The sequence below is a fragment of the Georgenia deserti genome (assembly GCF_042680605.1).
Lineage (GTDB): Bacteria > Actinomycetota > Actinomycetes > Actinomycetales > Actinomycetaceae > Allobogoriella > Allobogoriella deserti.
This window is the reverse complement of record NZ_JBHUEE010000003.1, coordinates 228831-246601: the sequence shown is the minus strand read 5'-3', so window position 1 is coordinate 246601 and position 17771 is coordinate 228831. Positions and strand designations below refer to the sequence as shown.

The following is a 17771-nucleotide window of genomic DNA, read 5'->3' as shown; positions in this document are numbered from 1 at the left end:
TCCGCCGTGTCCGCTGGCGCGCCGGCGGACCTCCGGCCTGCGCATTCGGGCACTTCTCGGCGTCTCGGGCCCAGCGTCACGGTGCGGACGCGATCTCCTTCGATCGCTTGACGCGCTCTCATCCGCCCTCTAATCTCCGAAACCACGCAATGCCGCTACCGATACTTTCGAGCTGTCGATCACGACGAGGTGAGACGAGGTGACGCGTCGCATGGACACCCAGCTCCCGGCGCCGGCCGCATGAGCCTGCCGCAGAGCGGGTCCGCGTTCACGGCACCGCCGGCCGCGCCCGCTGACGGCCGGCTCGGGGACCAGACGCCGGTCGGCCCGTCCGGTCGCGGGCCGGTGGCGTGGACCCGCCGCCACCGCAGCGAGTGGGCGCTCGCACTGCGCAAGGACTGGCGCCTGTACACCCTGGTGGCGCTCCCGCTGCTGTACTTCCTGATCTTCCGCTACATCCCGATGCTGGGAAACGTCATCGCCTTCCGGCGCTACCGCCCGGGCGGGACGATCTTCGGCGACGAGTGGGTCGGGTTGTACTACGTCGAGCGGATCGTCAACGACGGCGCGTTCTGGAACGCGTTCCAGAACACCCTCATCCTCGGCACGCTCAGCCTCGTCATCATCTTCCCGCTGCCGATCATCCTCGCGCTGATGCTCAACGAGCTGCGCTCGCGGCTCTTCAAGCGGGCGGTGCAGACCATCTCCTACCTGCCGCACTTCATGTCGATCGTCGTCGTGGCCGCGATGGTGCTGCAGATCGTCTCCATCCGCGGCACGATCAACCAGGTCATCACCGCACTCGGCGGCGACGCGATCTCGTTCATGCAGCAGGCCGAGTGGTTCCGCACCATCTACGTCACCTCCGAGATCTGGCAGACGGTCGGCTGGGGCACGATCCTCTATCTCGCCGCACTGACCACCATCGATCCGCAGCTCTACGAGGCGGCCCGCGTCGACGGGGCCAACCGCTGGCGGCAGACGTGGCACGTCACACTGCCCGGCATCCGGCCGACCATGATCGTGCTGCTCATCCTCAACATCGGCACGTTCATGTCGGTCGGGTTCGAGAAGGTGCTGCTGCTCTACAACCCGCTGCTGTACCCGACGGCCGACGTGATCGCCACGTATCTCTACCGCATCGGCCTCGAACTCGGGAACTACTCGTACGCGGCGGCGATCGGCTTCTTCGAAGCCCTCATCGGCCTGGTGCTCATCGTGGGTGCGAACCAGGTCTCACGACGACTCGTGGGAGAGAGCCTGTGGTGACCACTGACACGACCCGCTCCGACGAGGCGCTGGACCAGACCCGTCCCGAGTCGGTCACGGACAAGATCGCGTCGTCCCGGCCGACGACGGTCAAGGACACCCGCGGCTACACCGTCTTCCGGGTCTTCAACGCCGTCGCGCTGGTCATCATCTGCTGCCTGACGCTCTACCCGTTCATCAACGTCATCGCCCAGGCGTTCTCGGCGGAGGTCTACATCACCCGCGGCGAGGTCAACCTCGTCCCGCGCGGGTTCAACCTGACCACCTTCGAAGCCGTGATGAGCGACCGGATGTTCTGGCGGAACTACCAGAACACCCTCGTCTACACCACGGTGGCCACCGCCATCTCGATGGTGCTCACGACGACGTTCGCCTACGCCATCAGTAAGAAGAACCTCAAGGGCCGGACGTTCTTCATCGGCGTCGCCCTGTTCACGATGATCTTCAACGGCGGCATCATCCCCAACTACCTCCTGGTGGACAGTCTGGGGATGCGCAACACCCTGTGGGCGATCGTGCTGCCGAACGCCATCAGCGCGTTCAACCTGCTCATCATGAAGTCCTTCTTCGAGAATTTCCCGGAGGACCTCGAAGAGGCCGCCACCATCGACGGACTGACGACCTACGGCGTCTTCCTGCGCATCGTCCTGCCGCTGAGCAAGGCCGTCATCGCGACGATGATTCTCTTCTACGCGGTCTTCTTCTGGAACCAGTGGTTCCCGGCCTTCCTGTACATGGACCGGGCGGAGCTCTACCCGGTGACGATGTATCTGCGGAATCTCATGGCCGCGGCGACCTCGACCGAGGCGCTGGGGAGCGACAGCGCGCAGATCAACGCCAACGTCCAGGCCGTCGCCATGGTGCTGACCATGCTGCCGATCATCTGTCTCTACCCCTTCATCCAGAAGTACTTCGTCTCCGGCGTCATGCTCGGCGCCGTCAAGCAGTAACCCCGGCCGTCAGTGAAGACGACGTCCACCACCCGGAGGAAAACAATGACAACCACCCATCGACGGGCATTCGGCGGCGTCACGGCCGCGGCCCTGGCCATCACCTTGGCCGCCTGCTCCACCAGCGGCGGCAACGGCGCAGGCGGGTCAGGGGGCGGGGACGGTGTCGACCCCGCCGACCTCGAGGACAACATGGTCGGCGCCATGGAGGACTACGACGTCGGCACCACGTTCGAGGCCACCGAGCCGATCGAACTGCCGTTGCTCTACCGCGACCATCCCAACTACCCGCTCCAGGAGGACTGGATGTTCTTCCAGGAGCTGGAGGAGAACCAGAACGTCACCTTCGACATCACCTCGGTCCCGCTGTCCGACTGGACGCAGCGTCGCTCGGTGCTGGTCGGCGCGGGCGACGCACCGGACATCATGCCGATCACGTACGCGGGCGACGAGACGCAGTTCGTGGCCTCCGGCACGATCCTGCCGATCTCCGACTACGTCGAGTACATGCCCAACTTCCAGCAGAAGGTCGAGGAGTGGGGTCTGCAGGAGGAGATCGACCAGAACCGGCAGGCGGACGGGAAGTACTACATGATCCCGGGTCTGCACGAGCAGCCGAAGCCGCAGTACTCGATCGTGATCCGGCAGGACCTCTTCGAGGAGGCCGGGATCACCGAGGACCCGGAGACCTGGGACGAGTTCGCCGAGCAGCTCCAGACCGTCATGGACGCCCACCCCGAGCTCGACTACGGCTTCTCGGACCGGTGGAACCTCAACGGCCCGATGGAGGCCACGCTGCAGGCCGCCGCGCCGAACTTCGGCACCAACGCCGGCTGGGGTTACGGCGACGGTCTCACCTGGCAGCCGGAGAGCGAGGAGTTCGTCTACACCGGCGCGATGGACGAGTACCGCTCGTTGCTCGAGTACTTCCACGGGCTCGTCGAGTCCGGAGTCATGGACCCGGAGTCCGTCTCGCAGGAGGACGACCCCGCGATCGCCAAGTTCACCAACGGACAGTCGGCGGCCATCGGCGGCAACGACCAGGAGATCCTCACCTACCGTCAGAACTTCGAGGACGCCGGCGTGGACGCCGAGCTCAGGCTCATCACGGTTCCCGCGGGGCCGGCCGGCAACATCAGCGGTACGACCCGCACCGAGTCCGGTCTGATGTTCGCCAGCAGCGCCGCCGAGTCGGAGAACTTCGTGGCGATGCTCCAGTTCGTCGACTGGCTCTACTACTCCGACGAAGGGCTGGAGTTCGCCAAGTGGGGTGTCGAGGGCGAGACCTACAACGTCGGCGACGACGGCACCCGCACCCTCGTGGAGAACATCGACATCAACGGCCTCAACCCCGGAGCGCCGGAGGCCCTCAACACCGACTACGGCTTCCACAACGGCGTGTTCATGCCGGCCCACGGCTCCACCGTCGACCTCGTGGAATCCATGCTGCGGCCCGAGGTGATCGAGTTCATCGACGCGATGAACCAGAAGGAGCCGGCCGTGATCCCGCCACCCATCCCGTTCGAGGAGATGGAGCGGGAGGAGGCGTCGCTGCACCAGCAGTCGCTGCAGGACCACGTCATGCAGAACACAGCGCAATTCATCCTGGGCCAGCGCTCCTTCGACGAGTGGGACCAGTACGTCACCGAGCTCGAGGGCCAGAACATGCAGCAGTACGTCGACATGGCGAACGAGGCGTACCAACGCGGGTTCTCCGAGGAGGAGTGACGCCGAAGGAGTGAACCTCTGCGGAGGACCCGTGCGGCGGGGGGCGGCGACCAGCCGACCCCGCCGCACGGGTCCTGCGACGTCGGTGCCGAGCCCGGAAGGAGACGAATGCGCATCGAGGTGCCCGACCACGCGGTCGCGACGCTTCCGGACGCCTGGCGCGCCTGCGTGGGGACCGGCCGGTTCGATCTCGCGCTCCGGCAGGATTATCAGGACTCGCTCGCTCTCGTGCAGCAGGAGATCGGCTTCCGCCACATCCGGGGCCACGGCCTGCTCAGTGACGGCGTCGGCGTGCACCGTCGGTACGAGGACGGCGGCGAACGCCGGACGCTGCACGCGTTCACCTATGTCGACCAGGTGGTCGACGCCTACCTCGATCTCGGCATCAAGCCGTTCGTCGAACTCGGGTTCATGCCCGCCGCCCTCGCCTCCGGTGACCAGACCGTGTTCTGGTGGCACGGCAACGTCACGCCGCCGGCCGACCACGGTGAGTGGGCGGATCTGGTGCGGGCCGTCGTCGGGCATCTTGTGGCGCGGTACGGAACCGACGAGGTTCGCACATGGCCGATCGAGGTGTGGAATGAACCGAACCTCACGAACTTCTGGGCTGGCGCCGACCAGGGCGCCTACCACCGGCTGTTCGAGGTGAGCGCGCACGCGGTCAAGGACGTCGACGCCGACCTGCAGGTCGGCGGGCCTGCACTGTCACCGGGCGCCGACGTGTGGTGGGCGCCGTTCGCCGACTACGTGACCGACCGGGACGTCCCGGTCGATTTCGTCTCCCGGCACGCGTACACGAGCGGACCGGCCCAGCACGTGCCGTTCGGGACGTACCAGACCCTGCGTCCGCCGTCGGCACTGCTCGAGCAGTTCGCGGCGCCGCGGCGCCATCTCGAGGGCACCTCCCTCGCCGGGAAGCCGGTGCACATCACCGAGTTCAACACCTCCTACCGCCCCGACAACCCGGTCCACGACACGGCGTACAACGCCGCCTACCTCGCCCCCGTCCTTGCCCGAGGTGGTGACGAGGTGTCCTCGATGTCCTACTGGACCTTTTCGGACACCTTCGAGGAGGAGGGCGTCCCGACCGCCCTGTTCCACGGCGGCTTCGGCATGCTCACCCACCGGCAGATCAGGAAGCCCACGTTCCACCTGTACGCGTTCTTCGCCCGGCTCGGACGAGAGGTGCTCGCCCGGGGCGAGGATCACCTCGTCACCCGGCACCCGGACGGCCGGATCGCCGTCCTGGCCTGGCAGCCGGTCGGCGGCAGCGACGACGCCGAGGAGCCGGAGCGGCACGAGGTGCGGCTGTCCGTCCCGATCGCCGAGGCCCGTCCGGCCGGTTCAGGTGGCGGCGCCGGGGGAACCGCATTCGTGCTCCGCCGCAGCGTCAACGAGACCGAGGGCAATGCGTGGGCCGCCTGGTGCGAGCTGGGCCGGCCGCGCTTCCCTACCCGTCGGCAGCTCGACCTGCTGCGCGAGAGCGCCGAGCCGGTACGCCGGCACGGCTCGTTGCCCGTCAGCGGAGGGCGAGTCGCGCTCGATCTCACCCTTGGGCGGCACGAGGTCAGCCTCGTCGAGATCGATCCGGTCGTCGACGAGACGCCGGCCTGGATCGAGGACGCACGCATCCTCGGCCGGGTCGCGTCCGTGGGATCGTCGGCGGTGGGCGAGTGACCGAGGTGGGTGAGGGTGTGCGGGCAGACGGTGACGGGGCGCAACGCGTGGGCGTGCTCGGTCGGTTCACCAGCGGCGTCTACTGGTTCCTCATCGTCGGTCTGCTGCTGGTGGCGACCACGTTGCCGGGCAGCGTGCCGCTGATGCTGCTCGACCGTTCGGCCGGGAACATCCCCCTGGTCGCGCTATGCCTCGTCCCGCTCGGGCCGGCGCTGGCCGCCGCGCTCTTCGCCCTGCGCGACCGTACTCGTGCGGAGGCGCTCACGCCCGGGCGCTCGTTCGTCCGTGGGTACCGCCTCAACGCCACGGACGTGCTCAAGCTGTGGGTGCCGGCGCTCGCGGTCGAGACCATGATCGGCATCAGTCTCGCCAACCTCGGTCTCGCCGGCGTCCCGACCGGGTACGGCGCCGTACTCGTCGTCATCGGGGTGCTCGTCGCGGTGTGGTCGCTGCAGGCCGTGGTGATCGCCTCGCTCTTCGCCCTGCGCACCCGGGACGTGGCTCGCCTCGCCGTCTACTACATGGGGCGCACGCCCCTGGTGGCGCTCGGCGTGCTCGGCACGCTCGTCGTCACGTTCGCGCTCGTGTACCTGACCTTCGACGCCATGCTCGCCCTGGCCGGCCCCCTGCTCGTGCACATGCTCCTGCGGACCTGCGACGCCATGGTCCGGCACGTGGAGTCCACCTTCATCGCGTGATCCGGCCGTCCGTCGCCCCGGCGGTGTCCTCGCGGAGGTCGGCGGCGACGCGGCGTAGCCGGGCCGTCACGGCGTCGACGGACGCCGGTCGCTCGGGGCGGGTGGCGACGACGGTGACCCGTCCGAGCCAGCTCGGGTCCTCCACCTGGACCGGCACGATGTTTCGGGGCAGGAGCGGCGCGGCGATCCCGGGAATCGTCGTGACGCCCAGCCCGGCCGCCACCAGGCCGAGACGGGTATGCCAGTCGCGGGCGGTGTGCATCACGCGCGGGTCCGCCAGCGTGGGCCACGGACCGAACTGCGGCTCCCCCTTCAGCCCGGAGCCGGCGATCCATGGCTCGCCGGACAGGTCAGAGACGGGAACGTGCTCACGCGCCGCCAACCGGTGGCCGGCGGCGACGGCCACGAGCAGCGGGTTCTCCGGAAGTCGCTCCGTCCGCAGACCGTCGAGGTCGTACTCGGGCAGGCCGGAGCCGAGCGCCACGACGGCGACGTCGATGCGCCCCGCACGCAGTTGACGCAGCAGTGTCGGGGTGGACGCGTCCCGCAGTTCGACGTTGAGCGCGGGGTGATCCTCGCGCAGTGCCGCCAGGGTGCGGGGCACGAGGGCCCACGTGGCGGTGGGGAAGGCCCCGACCACGACGCGCCCGGCGAGTCGGTCGGAGAGACCGGCCAGGTCGCGTGAGACGGCGTCGAGCTCGGTGAGGACGGCCGCCGCGCGGTGGGCGACGATCTCACCGGCACGGGTCGTGGTCACGCCACGTGCGCCACGGACGAACAGCGCCGCGCCGGCCGCGGCCTCGGCGGCTGCCACCTGCCGGGAGATGGCCGACTGGGTGTACCCGAGGAGATCGGCCGCGGCGGTGAACGAGCCGGTGCCCGCGACGGCATGGACCACCCGCAGCCCGGTGTGCGTGAACTCAGCCACGCCAACCAGCGTGAGGTATGAGCCTGCCGCATGTCTAGTGTGCTGAATACTCGCTGGTGGAATATCTCGGCGCGGCGGACCATGGAGACGTCACACCACTGCGAGACGAGGGAACACGACTGTGAGCACCGACAAGACGTGGTTCATCACCGGCACGTCCCGCGGCTTCGGCCGGCTGTGGGCGGAAGCGGCCCTGGAACGCGGAGACCGGGTCGCCGCCACCGCCCGTGAGACCGCTGCACTCGACCCGCTCGCCGAGCGTTACGGCGACGCGTTGCTGCCGCTGACTCTCGACGTGACCGACCGCGGGGCCGTCGGCGAGGCCGTGGCACGCACGCGTGACCGGTTCGGCCGCCTCGACGTCGTCGTCAACAACGCGGGTTACGGGCAGTTCGGCATGGTGGAGGAGGTGACCGAGCCCGAGCTGCGGGCACAGCTCGAGACGAACTTCTTCGGGACCGTCTGGGTGACCCAGGCGGTGCTGCCGGTGTTCCGGCGGCAAGGCGGCGGGCACCTCATTCAGGTCACCAGCGAGGGCGGAGTCCGTGCGTATCCGGGCATCGGCGCCTACCACGCCTCGAAGTGGGCGGTGGAAGGGCTGTCCGAGTCGCTTGCCCAGGAGGTCAGCGGCTTCGGCATCCACGTGACGAGCCTCGAGCCGGGCCCGTACGCCACGGACTTCGCCGGCGCCACCAGCCTGCGCGTGAGCACCCCGCTCGCCGACTATGACGAAGTCCGGGAGGCGACCACGCCGGACTGGGTGATCGGCGACCCGCGCGCCACCTCCGAGGCGGTCCTGGCGATCGTCGACGCCGAGAACCCGCCCCGGCGGGTCGTCCTCGGCAGGACCCTTCCCGAGATCGAGGAGATCTACGCCGAGCGTCTGCGCGTCTGGCGCGAGTGGAGTGAACTCGGGGAGCGGGCGTTCGGCGAGCAGGTGACGCCGGACCGTGCCGCCTGACCGTTCGGCCCGTGAGTAGCACGGGCGAGTTCGCGGCCACTGCGCCGGGGGCACCCGGCAGGCCAGCGGGCGGGTGAGGTGGAGCGTTCACTGGCCGAGGACCGTTCTGGCCGCCTCGCGCAACAGCCCGGGTGCGAGGCGTCGGTGCACGAGGGACACGACGGTCCAGGTCACGCGGCCCCGGCGTCGGTGGTAGTCCATGACCGTCGCGAGGCTGGCGCCGTCCACGGAGACCTGGATCACGAGGTGGGTGGTCAGGAGAGGGGAGTGCGCCATGAGCCGGATCGACTCGGGTGCCCGGTCGGTGATCACGAAGCCGGCGACCGTGTCTCGTGAGGGGCCGGGGGCGAGCCGGAGCCGCAACAGAGTCCGGAAGATGAACCGTTCGGCGGCGTCCGGGGTGTCGCCGAACATCGCCCGGGCCCAGGCCTCCGCCGTCGCGCTCGCTGCACCTGGCAGGTCGAGGGTGAACTCGTCGGCGTAGCCGGGATTGGCGACGGGGGTCAGCGCCAGCGTCGTGGCGGGGACGTCATCCACCCCGACGGCGGCGCTCACCCGGCTCATTCCCTCAGCCTAGGAGCCGTTGAGGCGCGGTCGTGCCCTGAAAGATGGCGCCGCACGTTCGCGTGGATACATGGCCGACAGGCTCTGACGACGTTGCCGGCCCACCGCATCCCGGGCACGGTTGATGTCCGACGCCGTCCGTAGCATCCGGACGGTGACCGTCACGGCTTGTCGGATGCCCGGTCGGCAGGCGGGGGCCACTAGATCTCTGCTAGGGGCCGCCCCGGGAAACCCGCGTGCGGCTGAGCACCCCTGCGGCCTGGCAGCCGCACCGCCTCAGTAGATCGTCCGGCCGCGGTTGTCCGGGATGCCGGACTTACGGAAGAAGTAGGTGTTGACCTGGTCCCGCCATTCGATCGCGGACCGGCGCTGCTCCTCGAGGCGCTCGCGGACCCGGTCGGCCAGCGGTCGGGGCGCCTGTTCGCGAACCCGTTCCCACGTGGCCAGCATTTCCTCCACGCGCTCGACGCCGGCGAAATGGGTGTCGTAGATGTGCTGGATGACGGTCTTCCCGCTGTGTAGCCGGTGGGTGTACGGCACGTGGTGGAAGAAGAGCAGCAGCTCGTCCGGCGTCGTCTCCGAGAGTTCGAACCGCGAGGCCCAGGGCTCGGGGTACTGGCCGGCGTAGCCGGTGCCGGTGGCGCGCGTCCGGTCCACGCCGACGCCGTCGCGATCGGCGAAGTGGTACGTGCCCCAGGGCGTGTACTCGTACCCGTCCACGTCCGGGCCGTAGTGGTGTCCCGGCCGGACCATGAACCCGACACCGAGCGGGGCGGTGTACTGCTCGTATGTCTCCCACGACCCCGTCATGATCGAGCGCGCCGCGTCCCGGACGCTCTCGTCGGCGAAGGTCGCGGCGAGCCACTCGTCCAGGATCGACTCGGCCGGCAGCTGCGGGTCCCAGGCGAGCCGGCCGAGCGCGTAGAGGTTCGCCTGTGCGAACGGATGGCCCGTCCAGTGCTCATCGGCGCCGACGTTGGAGACAGCCACGATCCCGCCCGAGGGCGCCGTCGCCCGGCCCGAGGCGACGTCACTGACGGTGGGTGCGTCGTCCTCGCCGAAGGGAAAGTGCAGCACCTGGGACCACATCGGGGCGAGGTAGCAGACGTGCCGCTGCTGCCCGGTGTACTCCTGGGTGACCTGGAGCTCGAGGGCCAGGCGCGTGCGGGGCATCGCGCCGATGACCGGGGACACCGGTTCGCGGACCTGGAAGTCCATCGGGCCGTGCTTGACCTGGAGGACGACGTTGTCGTCGAACTGTCCGTCTAGCGGGGTGAAGTGGTCGTAGGCGGCACGCGCTCGATCGGTGGACCGGTCCCGCCAGTCCTGGCGGTGGTTGTAGACGAAGGCACGCCAGAACACCTCACCGCCGTGCGGGGCGAGAGCGCGCGCGAGCATGTTCGCGCCGTCGGCATGGGTGCGGCCGTACCCGAAGGGGCCCGGTTGCCCCTCGGAGTCGGCCTTGACGACGAAGCCGCCGAAGTCCGGGATGGCGTCGTAGATCCGGCGCACGGCCGAGGCCCACCAGGACCGCACCGCCTCGTCCGCCGGGTCCGCCGTGGGCAGGCCCCCGAGCGTCATCGGCGAGGAGAAGTTGACCGAGAGATAGACGGCGACGCCCTGCGGGCGGAACACCTCGGCCAGTCGGACGACGTCGTCCAGCCGTTCCGTCAGCAAGGTCGCCTCGAGGCGATGGACGTTGACGTTGTTGAGGCTGACCCGGTTGATCCCGACGGAGGCCAGCAGGCGTGCATAGTGCCGTACGCGGTCGAGGTTCGGCCGGAGGCGACCGTCGTGGTAGAAGAGCGAGCCGTCGGCGTACCCACGCTCGACCTGCCCCATGACGGGGTGGACGGCGACGTTGTCCCAGTGGTCGAGCATCCGGACCGGATGGGTGGGCGCGTGGATCTCGGTCCCGTCTGACCCGTGGCCGAGTGGGTCCTGGAGCCGGCGCATGTGGTGGAAGCCGTACAGCAGCCCGCGGTCCGAACCGCCGACGACCGCGAGACGGCCGTGACCGCGGACGACGGCGAAGGCCTCCGGTCCGAGGTCGGCGACGGCCCGGTCGGGCTCGCCCAGCCCCGCGGCGGCCAGGACGCCGCGGGCCCGGTCCGCCGTCGTGAGGACGACGGTGGCCTCGTCGGTCGGGGCCAGGCGGCCGCCGTGCCACGTGGTGAGGTCCGCGACCTCGGCACCGACCGTCTCGACGAGCGGGCCGGAGGCGTCGACGGCAAGGATCTGGCGGCCGAGTGCCGGTGCGTCCGGACGTAACCAGGCGTGATCTGCCGTCGGGGCAAGAGGGGACATCGTCATCTCCAACGATTTGTTCGCCCGTTGAACTTATGGGCGCGGGTCAGGAGAGTCAATCGGATCCCATGCCCGCCCGTGCGGCGCGTCCCCTAGGCTCGCCGTGTGCGCATCTCGGTGGTCGGCGGTGGGATCGCCGGCCTGGCCCTCGCCGCCCGGCTCGATCCCGAGCGGTTCGACGTCACCGTGCACGAGCGCAACAGCGAGTTGCCCACCGCGGGCACCGTCCTCGGAATGTGGCCGGCGGCGCAGCGGGCGCTCGACAGACTCGGCGTTCTCGAGGCGGCACACCAGGTCAGTACTCCGCTCGAGACGCTCGCGGTCCGCGACGGTCACGGCCGTGTCCTGGCCAAACCGACCGTGCGCGGAACCGTCGGCATCGCGCGGGCGGAGCTGCTGCGGCTGCTTGCGGAGGCGGTCCCGGCGTCGGTGTCCCGGCAGACGACCAAGGTTGCCGATCCCGAGGCGTTGCCCGGTGACCTCGTGGTTGGCGCCGACGGTGCCCACAGCGTCGTCCGCGCCGACGTCTGGGGCGCACGGTCGGCCGCTCGGCCGGCACGGGCCATCGCGGTGCGCGGGGTTGTCGCCGACGAGCTGTGGCGCGAGGACGCGGGCGAGTACTGGCTCGGAGGGGCACTGTTCGGCGTCACCAGACACCGGGACGGCACGAACTGGTTCGCGGCGTTCGCGTCGGGCCTGGGGTCGCGGGACATCGACGTCGAGGCGGCCGTGGCCGAGGTGCGTGACCGGTGTGGCGGTCGGGCCGACGGCGTGGACCGGGTGCTGCGGGCGGTGGTGCCGGAGGGGACGATCGCGCAGCGCATCTGGGTCGTGCCGCCGCTGCGGTCCTATGTCCGCCGCCCGCCGGTTGCCCGACGGCCGGTGGTGCTGGTCGGTGACGCCGCGCACGCGATGACACCCAATCTCGGCCGTGGCGCGTGCGAGGCACTCATCGATGCCGTCACCCTCGCCGACAAGCTCAACACACTGCCGACTGCCGACGCGCTCGCGGCGTACGACCGCGCCCGCGTGGGCCGGACCCAGGCCCTTCGGGCGGCGTCTGCAGGCGTCCTCCGGGTCGCCCTTGCCGATCGTGCTGCTCCGGTGCGCGACAGGCTGATTCGCGTCGCCGGGCGCCTGGCGCCCGCCTGATCAGGTTGCAGAATCCGTCGAAAAATCGACAGATTCTGCAACCTCGTTCCGGACGGTGCGGTCGGTGGCGGCGCCCCCGACCGTGGACTCCCGTTCGACGATGTGGAACCGGGCCTTGTGCAGGCGGGGCGGTCTCGGTGATCGTGGCCCCCATTCGATGCGCTCGATGAGCATGCCGATGGCCCTTTCAGCGATCTCGTCACGTCCCGGATCCACGGTGGACAGCGACGGCAGGGTGAATCGCCCGTCGGTGATGTTGTCGAACCCGATGAGTGCGACATCGTCCGGGATGCGGCGGCCCGACTTCCCGAGTGACCGCAGCGCTCCGAGTGCGAGGGTGTCGTTCAGTGCGAAGAGCGCGTCGAACTCGACGCCCGAGTCGATGAGCTCGTCCATGGCGCGCGCACCGTCCTCCTGGTGCCACGGCGCGACCATTCGCTCGAGATCCGGGTCATGGGGTAGTCCGGCGATCTCGAGCGCCTCGCGGTAACCACGCACGCGAAGGTCGGAGGCGCGCAGCTGGTTCTCGCGCCGATCGGGATGCGCGCCGAGCACCGCGATCCGTCTGCGCCCCTGCGCGAGGAGATGCTCGACGGCCGCCCGCGAGGCCGAGACGTTGTGCATCGTGACGTGATCGGCGGGACCGCCGAAGATCCGCTCACCGAGGAGCACGAGGGGGTAGTCGACCACGTCCAGGAGTTCGACGTCCTCGGTCCCCAGGCGTTCCGGGCTGAAGAGCAGTCCGTCGGTCTGCCGCAGGCCGTTGGCGAGGACGTTGATCTCGTGCTGGCGGTCGCGTCCGGCCTGGCCGACGATGACGCTGAGGTTCTGCCGCTCCGCCGCGAGGATCACCGCATCGGCGAGTTCGGCGAAGTAGTTCTGGCGCAGCTCCGGCACGGCGAGTCCGATGACGCCGGTGCGTCCCGAGCGCAGTCCGCGTGCGGAGAGATTGGGTCGGTACCCGAGCTCGGCGATGGCCTGCTCCACCCGCGAGCGGGTCACGGGGTGAACGTGCGGGTGGTTGTTGACCACGTTGGAGACCGTCTTGACCGAGACGCGTGCCAGCACGGCGACGTCCCGCATCGTCACGCTCACCTGGGCATCCTCGCGATCTCCTCCGACAACCGGAGCCTAACTCGGCACACCGTCGTGCTCCCTCTCCGTCTCGGCCACCGCGCGGCGATGAATTCTCATCTGACAATCGCGGCCTTGACATGCTCAGCCCCTGCACAGCAAAATGACTGCTCGAGCATACTACGTTGTAAATACGCAGGTCACAAGCGTACATCGTGGTACACGAAAAGTTTTCGTCGACCTGCGGCACAAGGTGAATGGGTCGCACCTTTCGAGAATTCCGGGTGCGACATCCCAACGAGGGGAGTCACGGTGAGTGATGTTCGGCAGGGCCACCGGCGCGGACAGTGGCGGCGACGCGCGACAGCCATGGTGGCCGGCACCGGCGTGGCGTTCGCCGGCCTCGCAGGAACGGCGAGCTCGGCCACGGCTGAGGAGCCATGGGTGAGGATCGACGAGGACGGTTTCGCGTCGTTCACCATTCCCGTCGACGACGTCGAGGCGGAGGTCGGGACCGACGTCAGCCAGATCGTGGCGGAAGGGAACTTCGGTCCGTCCGACAACTGGGCCGAGTTCGGGCTCACGATGAGCGGCGACGTCGCGACCGGCGTACTCGGCCCCCTCGAGCCGGGCCAGTACTACTACCAGATCACCGCCGACGACCACCTGACGGTCAAGGACCCCACGAACGACACGAGCGTGCAGTCCGAACCGGAGTGGAGCACCTTCTTCGTCGACGGGGACGGCGCCGAGCTGCTGGCCGACGCACCGGAGGAGAACCGGGGCGAGCTCCAGGAGTTCACCTACCGCAGCTCCGTCGCGCACGAGGAACGGGCCGCGCTCGCCTGGACACCGCCGGACTACGACGAGCGTCGCCGTGAGCCGTACCCGGTGTTGTACCTCCAGCACGGCGGCGGTCAGAGCTACCGCGACTGGGTGGAAGTCGGCCGCGCGGCGCAGATCTTCGACAACCTGTATGCGCAAGGAAAGATCCAGCCGATGGTCGTGGTCATGGCCGACGGCAACGTGGACGACTTCACGGCGGAACTCCACCGGCACATCACCAAGGCCGCCCGACGCCACCTCAACATCAGCCGCGACCCCGAGCAACGCGCGCTCGCCGGGCTCTCGATGGGCGGCGGTCAGACGTTCGACGTGCTCGCCGAGCGCCCCGGGGACTTCAGCCACGTCGGCACCTTCGGTGCGGGCCGGTTCAACCACCTCGACGACCTGCCGGTCCGGGCGATCAACGCCGGCACCGACCTGTTCCGGCTCTACGTCGGCAACCCGACCGACATCGCCTACAACGACGTCCACGGCGCCATGGCCGCTCTCGACGAGGCGGGCGTCGAGTACGAGTTCGACGGTGCCAACCCCGACGCGGGTCACAACTGGGACGCCTGGCAGGAGAACCTCATCGACTTCGCGCAGCGCCTGTTCCAGGAGCCGCCGTTCGAGGGGATGAGCCCTGGGCATCTGCCGATCGACGAACCGTTCGAGACCCCGCCGAGCGGGACGACGCCGACGCCGTGGGTGGACGAGAACGGGTACGTCACCTTCGAGACCACGACCGACTTCGCCGACGCCGAGCACGTCACGGTCTGGGCCAACTGGGGGCCGAGCCACCTGTGGACCAGGGTGGAACTGAGCAAGGCCGGCGACCGATGGCGCGGCACCGTGGGCCCGTTGGAGCCCGGCTGGTACCACTACCGCTTCATCGTGGACATGGAGTCGACGAAGGACACCGGCAACCCGACGTCGGTCACCAGTGAGCCGACCTGGAGCCAGTTCCTCGTGCCTGGCGAGAGCGCGCGCATGGTCATGCCCGTCCCGGACGGGCAGGGCGGCGACGTCCAGGAGATGACCTACACCAGCGAGGTCGCCGATGAGCGGCGCACGGCCCTGGTGTGGACCCCACCCGGGTTCGACCCGGACCGAGCGGAGCCCTACCCGGTCTTCTACCTCCAGCACGGCGGTGGTCAGAGCTACACCGACTGGACGGAGATGGGGCAGGCGAAGAACATCCTCGACAACCACTTCCTGGACGGGAACCTCGAGCCGATGGTCGTGGTGATGGGTAACGGCAACGTCGGTGACTTCACCACCGAGCTGCTCGAGAACATCGCCCCGGCTGCCGAGGAACAGTTCAACGTCAGCAGCGAGCCCGAACGGCGAGCTCTGGCCGGACTGTCGATGGGAGGTGGACAGACGATGCAGGTGCTGACTGGCAGGCCGGGCGAGTTCGGCTATGTGGGGACCTTCTCCGCCGGCTACTCCGGTGATCCGGAGGCCCTCGACGTCGAGGCGATCAACGACGGGACGATTCTGCTGCGGATGTACAACGGCAACGTCACGGACTTCACCTACGACTCCGTGGTCTCCACCATGGAGACCTTCGACAGCGTGGGCGTCGACTACGAGTTCGACGGCTTCTTCGAAGGGCCGCACGGCTGGGACACCTGGCAGTACGACCTCATCGACTTCGCGCCGCGACTGTTCCGGTCGTGAACCAGCGGGCCCGGCCGGAGATCGCCCGTCCGTCCGGCCGGGCCCGGCCGGTCCGGGAGCTTCGAGGCCGCACGCTGCGCGCCGTCGGCGCGGCGTGGCTGCCGACCGCCGCCGGCAGGCCCTGCTCGGAGAGCCCTCCTCTTCGTCACGGAAGGTGTCACACCAAGTGAAGAAACTGCTGTACTCGCAGCGACTGGCGCCGTACCTGTTCATCGCGCCGTTCCTCATCACGCTCGCCGCGTTCTGGGCCATCCCGTTGGGGCGCGCGTTCATCATGAGCACCCAGGAGGTGCTGTACGGCGAGGCCACGTTCATCGGCCTGGCGAACTACGAACGCCTGTGGAACGACAACGTGTTCTGGCGCGCCATGTACAACAGCGTGCGCTACATGGTGCTCACGCTGATACTGCTCATCCCGATCCCCATGGCCCTGGCGGCACTGATCAACACCCGGCTCGGCAGCGAGCGGATCAAGTCCTTCTTCAAGGCGTCGATGTTCGTGCCCGCCCTGACCTCCGTCGTGGTCGCCGGCATCATCTTCCGGCTGATGTTCTCGGAGACGGAGTCCGGACTGATCAACCAGGTCATCGGCATCGTCGACCTCGGACCGGTGCGCTGGCTGCGTGAGGACATCCCGGGCCTGATCGCGCTGCTGGCGCTCGCGATGTGGCGGTACACGGGCGTCAACATCATGTACTTCATCGCGGGTATGCAGTCGATCCCCTCGGAGTACTACGAGGCTGCCTCGATCGACGGCGCGAGCAAGATCCAGCAGTTCTTCCGCATCACGATTCCGAACCTGAAACCGACGATCGTGTACGTCACGACGATCAGCATCTACGGCGGGCTCGCCATGTTCCTGGAGAGCTTCATGCTGTATGCCGGCAACAGTTCCCCGAACAACCAGGGCCTCACCCTCATCGGGTATCTGTACCGGAAGGGGATCGAGGAGAACGACCTCGGATTCGCCTCCGCCGTCGGCGTCGTGATCCTCGTCGTCATCATGACGATCAACATCACGAATCTGTCCTTCTCGGGAACGTTCCGGAAGGAGTCTGCGCGATGAGCCGGCGCACCGACCGAGAGAAGTACGCGCTTCCACGAGGCGTTTTCGCGTTGATCCAGGGAGTGTTCCTGGTCAGCCTCACGATCATCATTCTCGTTCCGCTCGTCGCGATCTTCATCGGGACGTTCCAGGACGGTAACGCGGTCATTCGCAACGGCATCACGTTCGACATCAACTGGAGTGAGCTCTCGCTCGACAACTACGTCATGTTGTTCACCGACTCCGGGCCGTACTTCCGGTGGTTCTTCAACTCGCTGGTCCTCACGGTGGTGCAGGTGGCCGGCACGCTGCTGGTCAGCTCGTTCGTGGCGTACGGGTTCGCGATGTACGACTTCCCGGGGAAGAACGCCGCCTTCATCTCGGTGCTGCTGCTCATGACCGTGCCGTTCGAGATGATGATGTTGCCGCTGTATGTCCTCGTGAACGATTTCGGACTGGCCGACACCTACGCGGTGATCGTGATCCCGTTCCTCGCCGCGGCGGTGACGATCTTCTTCTTCCGGCAGTACTTCCTGGGGATCCCCAAGGAGCTGCTGGAAGCCGGACGGGTCGACGGCGTGACCGAGTTCGGCATCTTCTTCAAACTGGTCCTGCCGATCTCGAAGCCCGCGATCGCGGCGATGGCGATCCTCAACGGGATGATCATCTGGAACAACTTCCTGTGGCCGCTGCTGGTGCTGCGCTCCCCGGAGAAGTTCACCCTCCCGATCGGCCTGAACACCTTACTGACACCGCACGAGAACAATTACGAGCTGTTGATCATCGGGGCGTTCTTCTCGGTGATCCCGATCTTGGCCCTCTATCTGGCATTCCAGCGCTTCTTCGTCTCCGGAATGACGGCGGGCGCGCTCAAGGGTTGATCGTTCGACCGAACCGATTGGAGAAACAT

General features: G+C 68.3%; 14 protein-coding genes. 10 read left to right on the top strand and 4 right to left on the bottom strand.

From position 1 onward, the window contains the following. Window positions 1–240 precede the first annotated feature (240 nt). The 5 genes from ACFSE6_RS07900 (at window position 241) to ACFSE6_RS07880 (ending at window position 6322) form a co-directional block, all read left to right on the top strand. Window positions 241–1269 carry an ABC transporter permease gene (locus ACFSE6_RS07900; protein WP_388004666.1) on the top strand — a complete coding sequence of 343 codons (1029 nt, stop codon included), beginning with the start codon at window positions 241–243 and terminating at the stop codon, window positions 1267–1269. 29 nt (window positions 1270–1298) lie between these two features. Beyond that, window positions 1299–2219, top strand: a complete 921-nt coding sequence (locus ACFSE6_RS07895) for a carbohydrate ABC transporter permease (RefSeq protein ID WP_465254130.1) — start codon at window positions 1299–1301, stop codon at window positions 2217–2219. Window positions 2220–2264: 45 nt separating this feature from the next. After that, on the top strand, window positions 2265–3947 hold the full coding sequence (locus ACFSE6_RS07890) for an ABC transporter substrate-binding protein (protein ID WP_388004663.1): 1683 nt from the start codon (window positions 2265–2267) through the stop codon (window positions 3945–3947). 108 nt (window positions 3948–4055) lie between these two features. Then, window positions 4056–5624, top strand: coding sequence for a GH39 family glycosyl hydrolase (locus ACFSE6_RS07885; protein WP_388004660.1), 1569 nt, complete (start codon window positions 4056–4058; stop codon window positions 5622–5624). Continuing rightward, the gene (locus ACFSE6_RS07880; RefSeq protein ID WP_388004657.1) at window positions 5621–6322 is read left to right on the top strand and encodes a glycosyltransferase; all 702 of its coding nucleotides are present in this window, start codon (window positions 5621–5623) and stop codon (window positions 6320–6322) included. The genes ACFSE6_RS07885 and ACFSE6_RS07880 overlap by 4 nt, the downstream gene beginning before the upstream one ends. Here ACFSE6_RS07880 and ACFSE6_RS07875 read toward each other — a convergent pair. Next, window positions 6312–7250, bottom strand: a complete 939-nt coding sequence (locus ACFSE6_RS07875) for a LysR family transcriptional regulator (RefSeq protein ID WP_388004654.1) — start codon at window positions 7248–7250, stop codon at window positions 6312–6314. The two genes, ACFSE6_RS07880 and ACFSE6_RS07875, sit on opposite strands and share 11 nt — an antisense overlap. 121 nt (window positions 7251–7371) lie before the next feature. On the opposite strand from ACFSE6_RS07875, the gene ACFSE6_RS07870 reads away from it, so the two are divergent. Beyond that, window positions 7372–8211, top strand: a complete 840-nt coding sequence (locus ACFSE6_RS07870) for an SDR family NAD(P)-dependent oxidoreductase (protein WP_388004651.1) — start codon at window positions 7372–7374, stop codon at window positions 8209–8211. An 87-nt stretch (window positions 8212–8298) separates the two neighbouring features. On the opposite strand, the gene ACFSE6_RS07865 is transcribed toward ACFSE6_RS07870, so the two are convergent. Next, a complete protein-coding gene (locus ACFSE6_RS07865) occupies window positions 8299–8775 on the bottom strand; it encodes a hypothetical protein (protein WP_388004648.1) in 477 nt (158 codons plus the stop codon). Between the two features lie 276 nt (window positions 8776–9051). Continuing rightward, window positions 9052–11082 carry an alpha-glucuronidase gene (locus ACFSE6_RS07860; RefSeq protein ID WP_388004645.1) on the bottom strand — a complete coding sequence of 677 codons (2031 nt, stop codon included), beginning with the start codon at window positions 11080–11082 and terminating at the stop codon, window positions 9052–9054. 105 nt (window positions 11083–11187) lie between these two features. On the opposite strand from ACFSE6_RS07860, the gene ACFSE6_RS07855 reads away from it, so the two are divergent. Then, the gene (locus ACFSE6_RS07855; protein WP_388004642.1) at window positions 11188–12234 is read left to right on the top strand and encodes an FAD-dependent monooxygenase; all 1047 of its coding nucleotides are present in this window, start codon (window positions 11188–11190) and stop codon (window positions 12232–12234) included. On the opposite strand, the gene ACFSE6_RS07850 is transcribed toward ACFSE6_RS07855, so the two are convergent. Continuing rightward, window positions 12235–13329 carry a LacI family DNA-binding transcriptional regulator gene (locus ACFSE6_RS07850; RefSeq protein ID WP_388004638.1) on the bottom strand — a complete coding sequence of 365 codons (1095 nt, stop codon included), beginning with the start codon at window positions 13327–13329 and terminating at the stop codon, window positions 12235–12237. Between the two features lie 423 nt (window positions 13330–13752). Between ACFSE6_RS07850 and ACFSE6_RS07845 the strand changes: the two genes are divergently transcribed. The 3 genes from ACFSE6_RS07845 (at window position 13753) to ACFSE6_RS07835 (ending at window position 17742) form a co-directional block, all read left to right on the top strand. Further along, window positions 13753–15816, top strand: a complete 2064-nt coding sequence (locus ACFSE6_RS07845; RefSeq protein WP_388004635.1) for an alpha/beta hydrolase-fold protein — start codon at window positions 13753–13755, stop codon at window positions 15814–15816. Window positions 15817–15982: 166 nt separating this feature from the next. Beyond that, a complete protein-coding gene (locus tag ACFSE6_RS07840) occupies window positions 15983–16882 on the top strand; it encodes a carbohydrate ABC transporter permease (protein WP_388004632.1) in 900 nt (299 codons plus the stop codon). Beyond that, a complete protein-coding gene (locus ACFSE6_RS07835) occupies window positions 16879–17742 on the top strand; it encodes a carbohydrate ABC transporter permease (protein WP_388004629.1) in 864 nt (287 codons plus the stop codon). The genes ACFSE6_RS07840 and ACFSE6_RS07835 overlap by 4 nt, the downstream gene beginning before the upstream one ends. Window positions 17743–17771 lie beyond the last annotated feature (29 nt).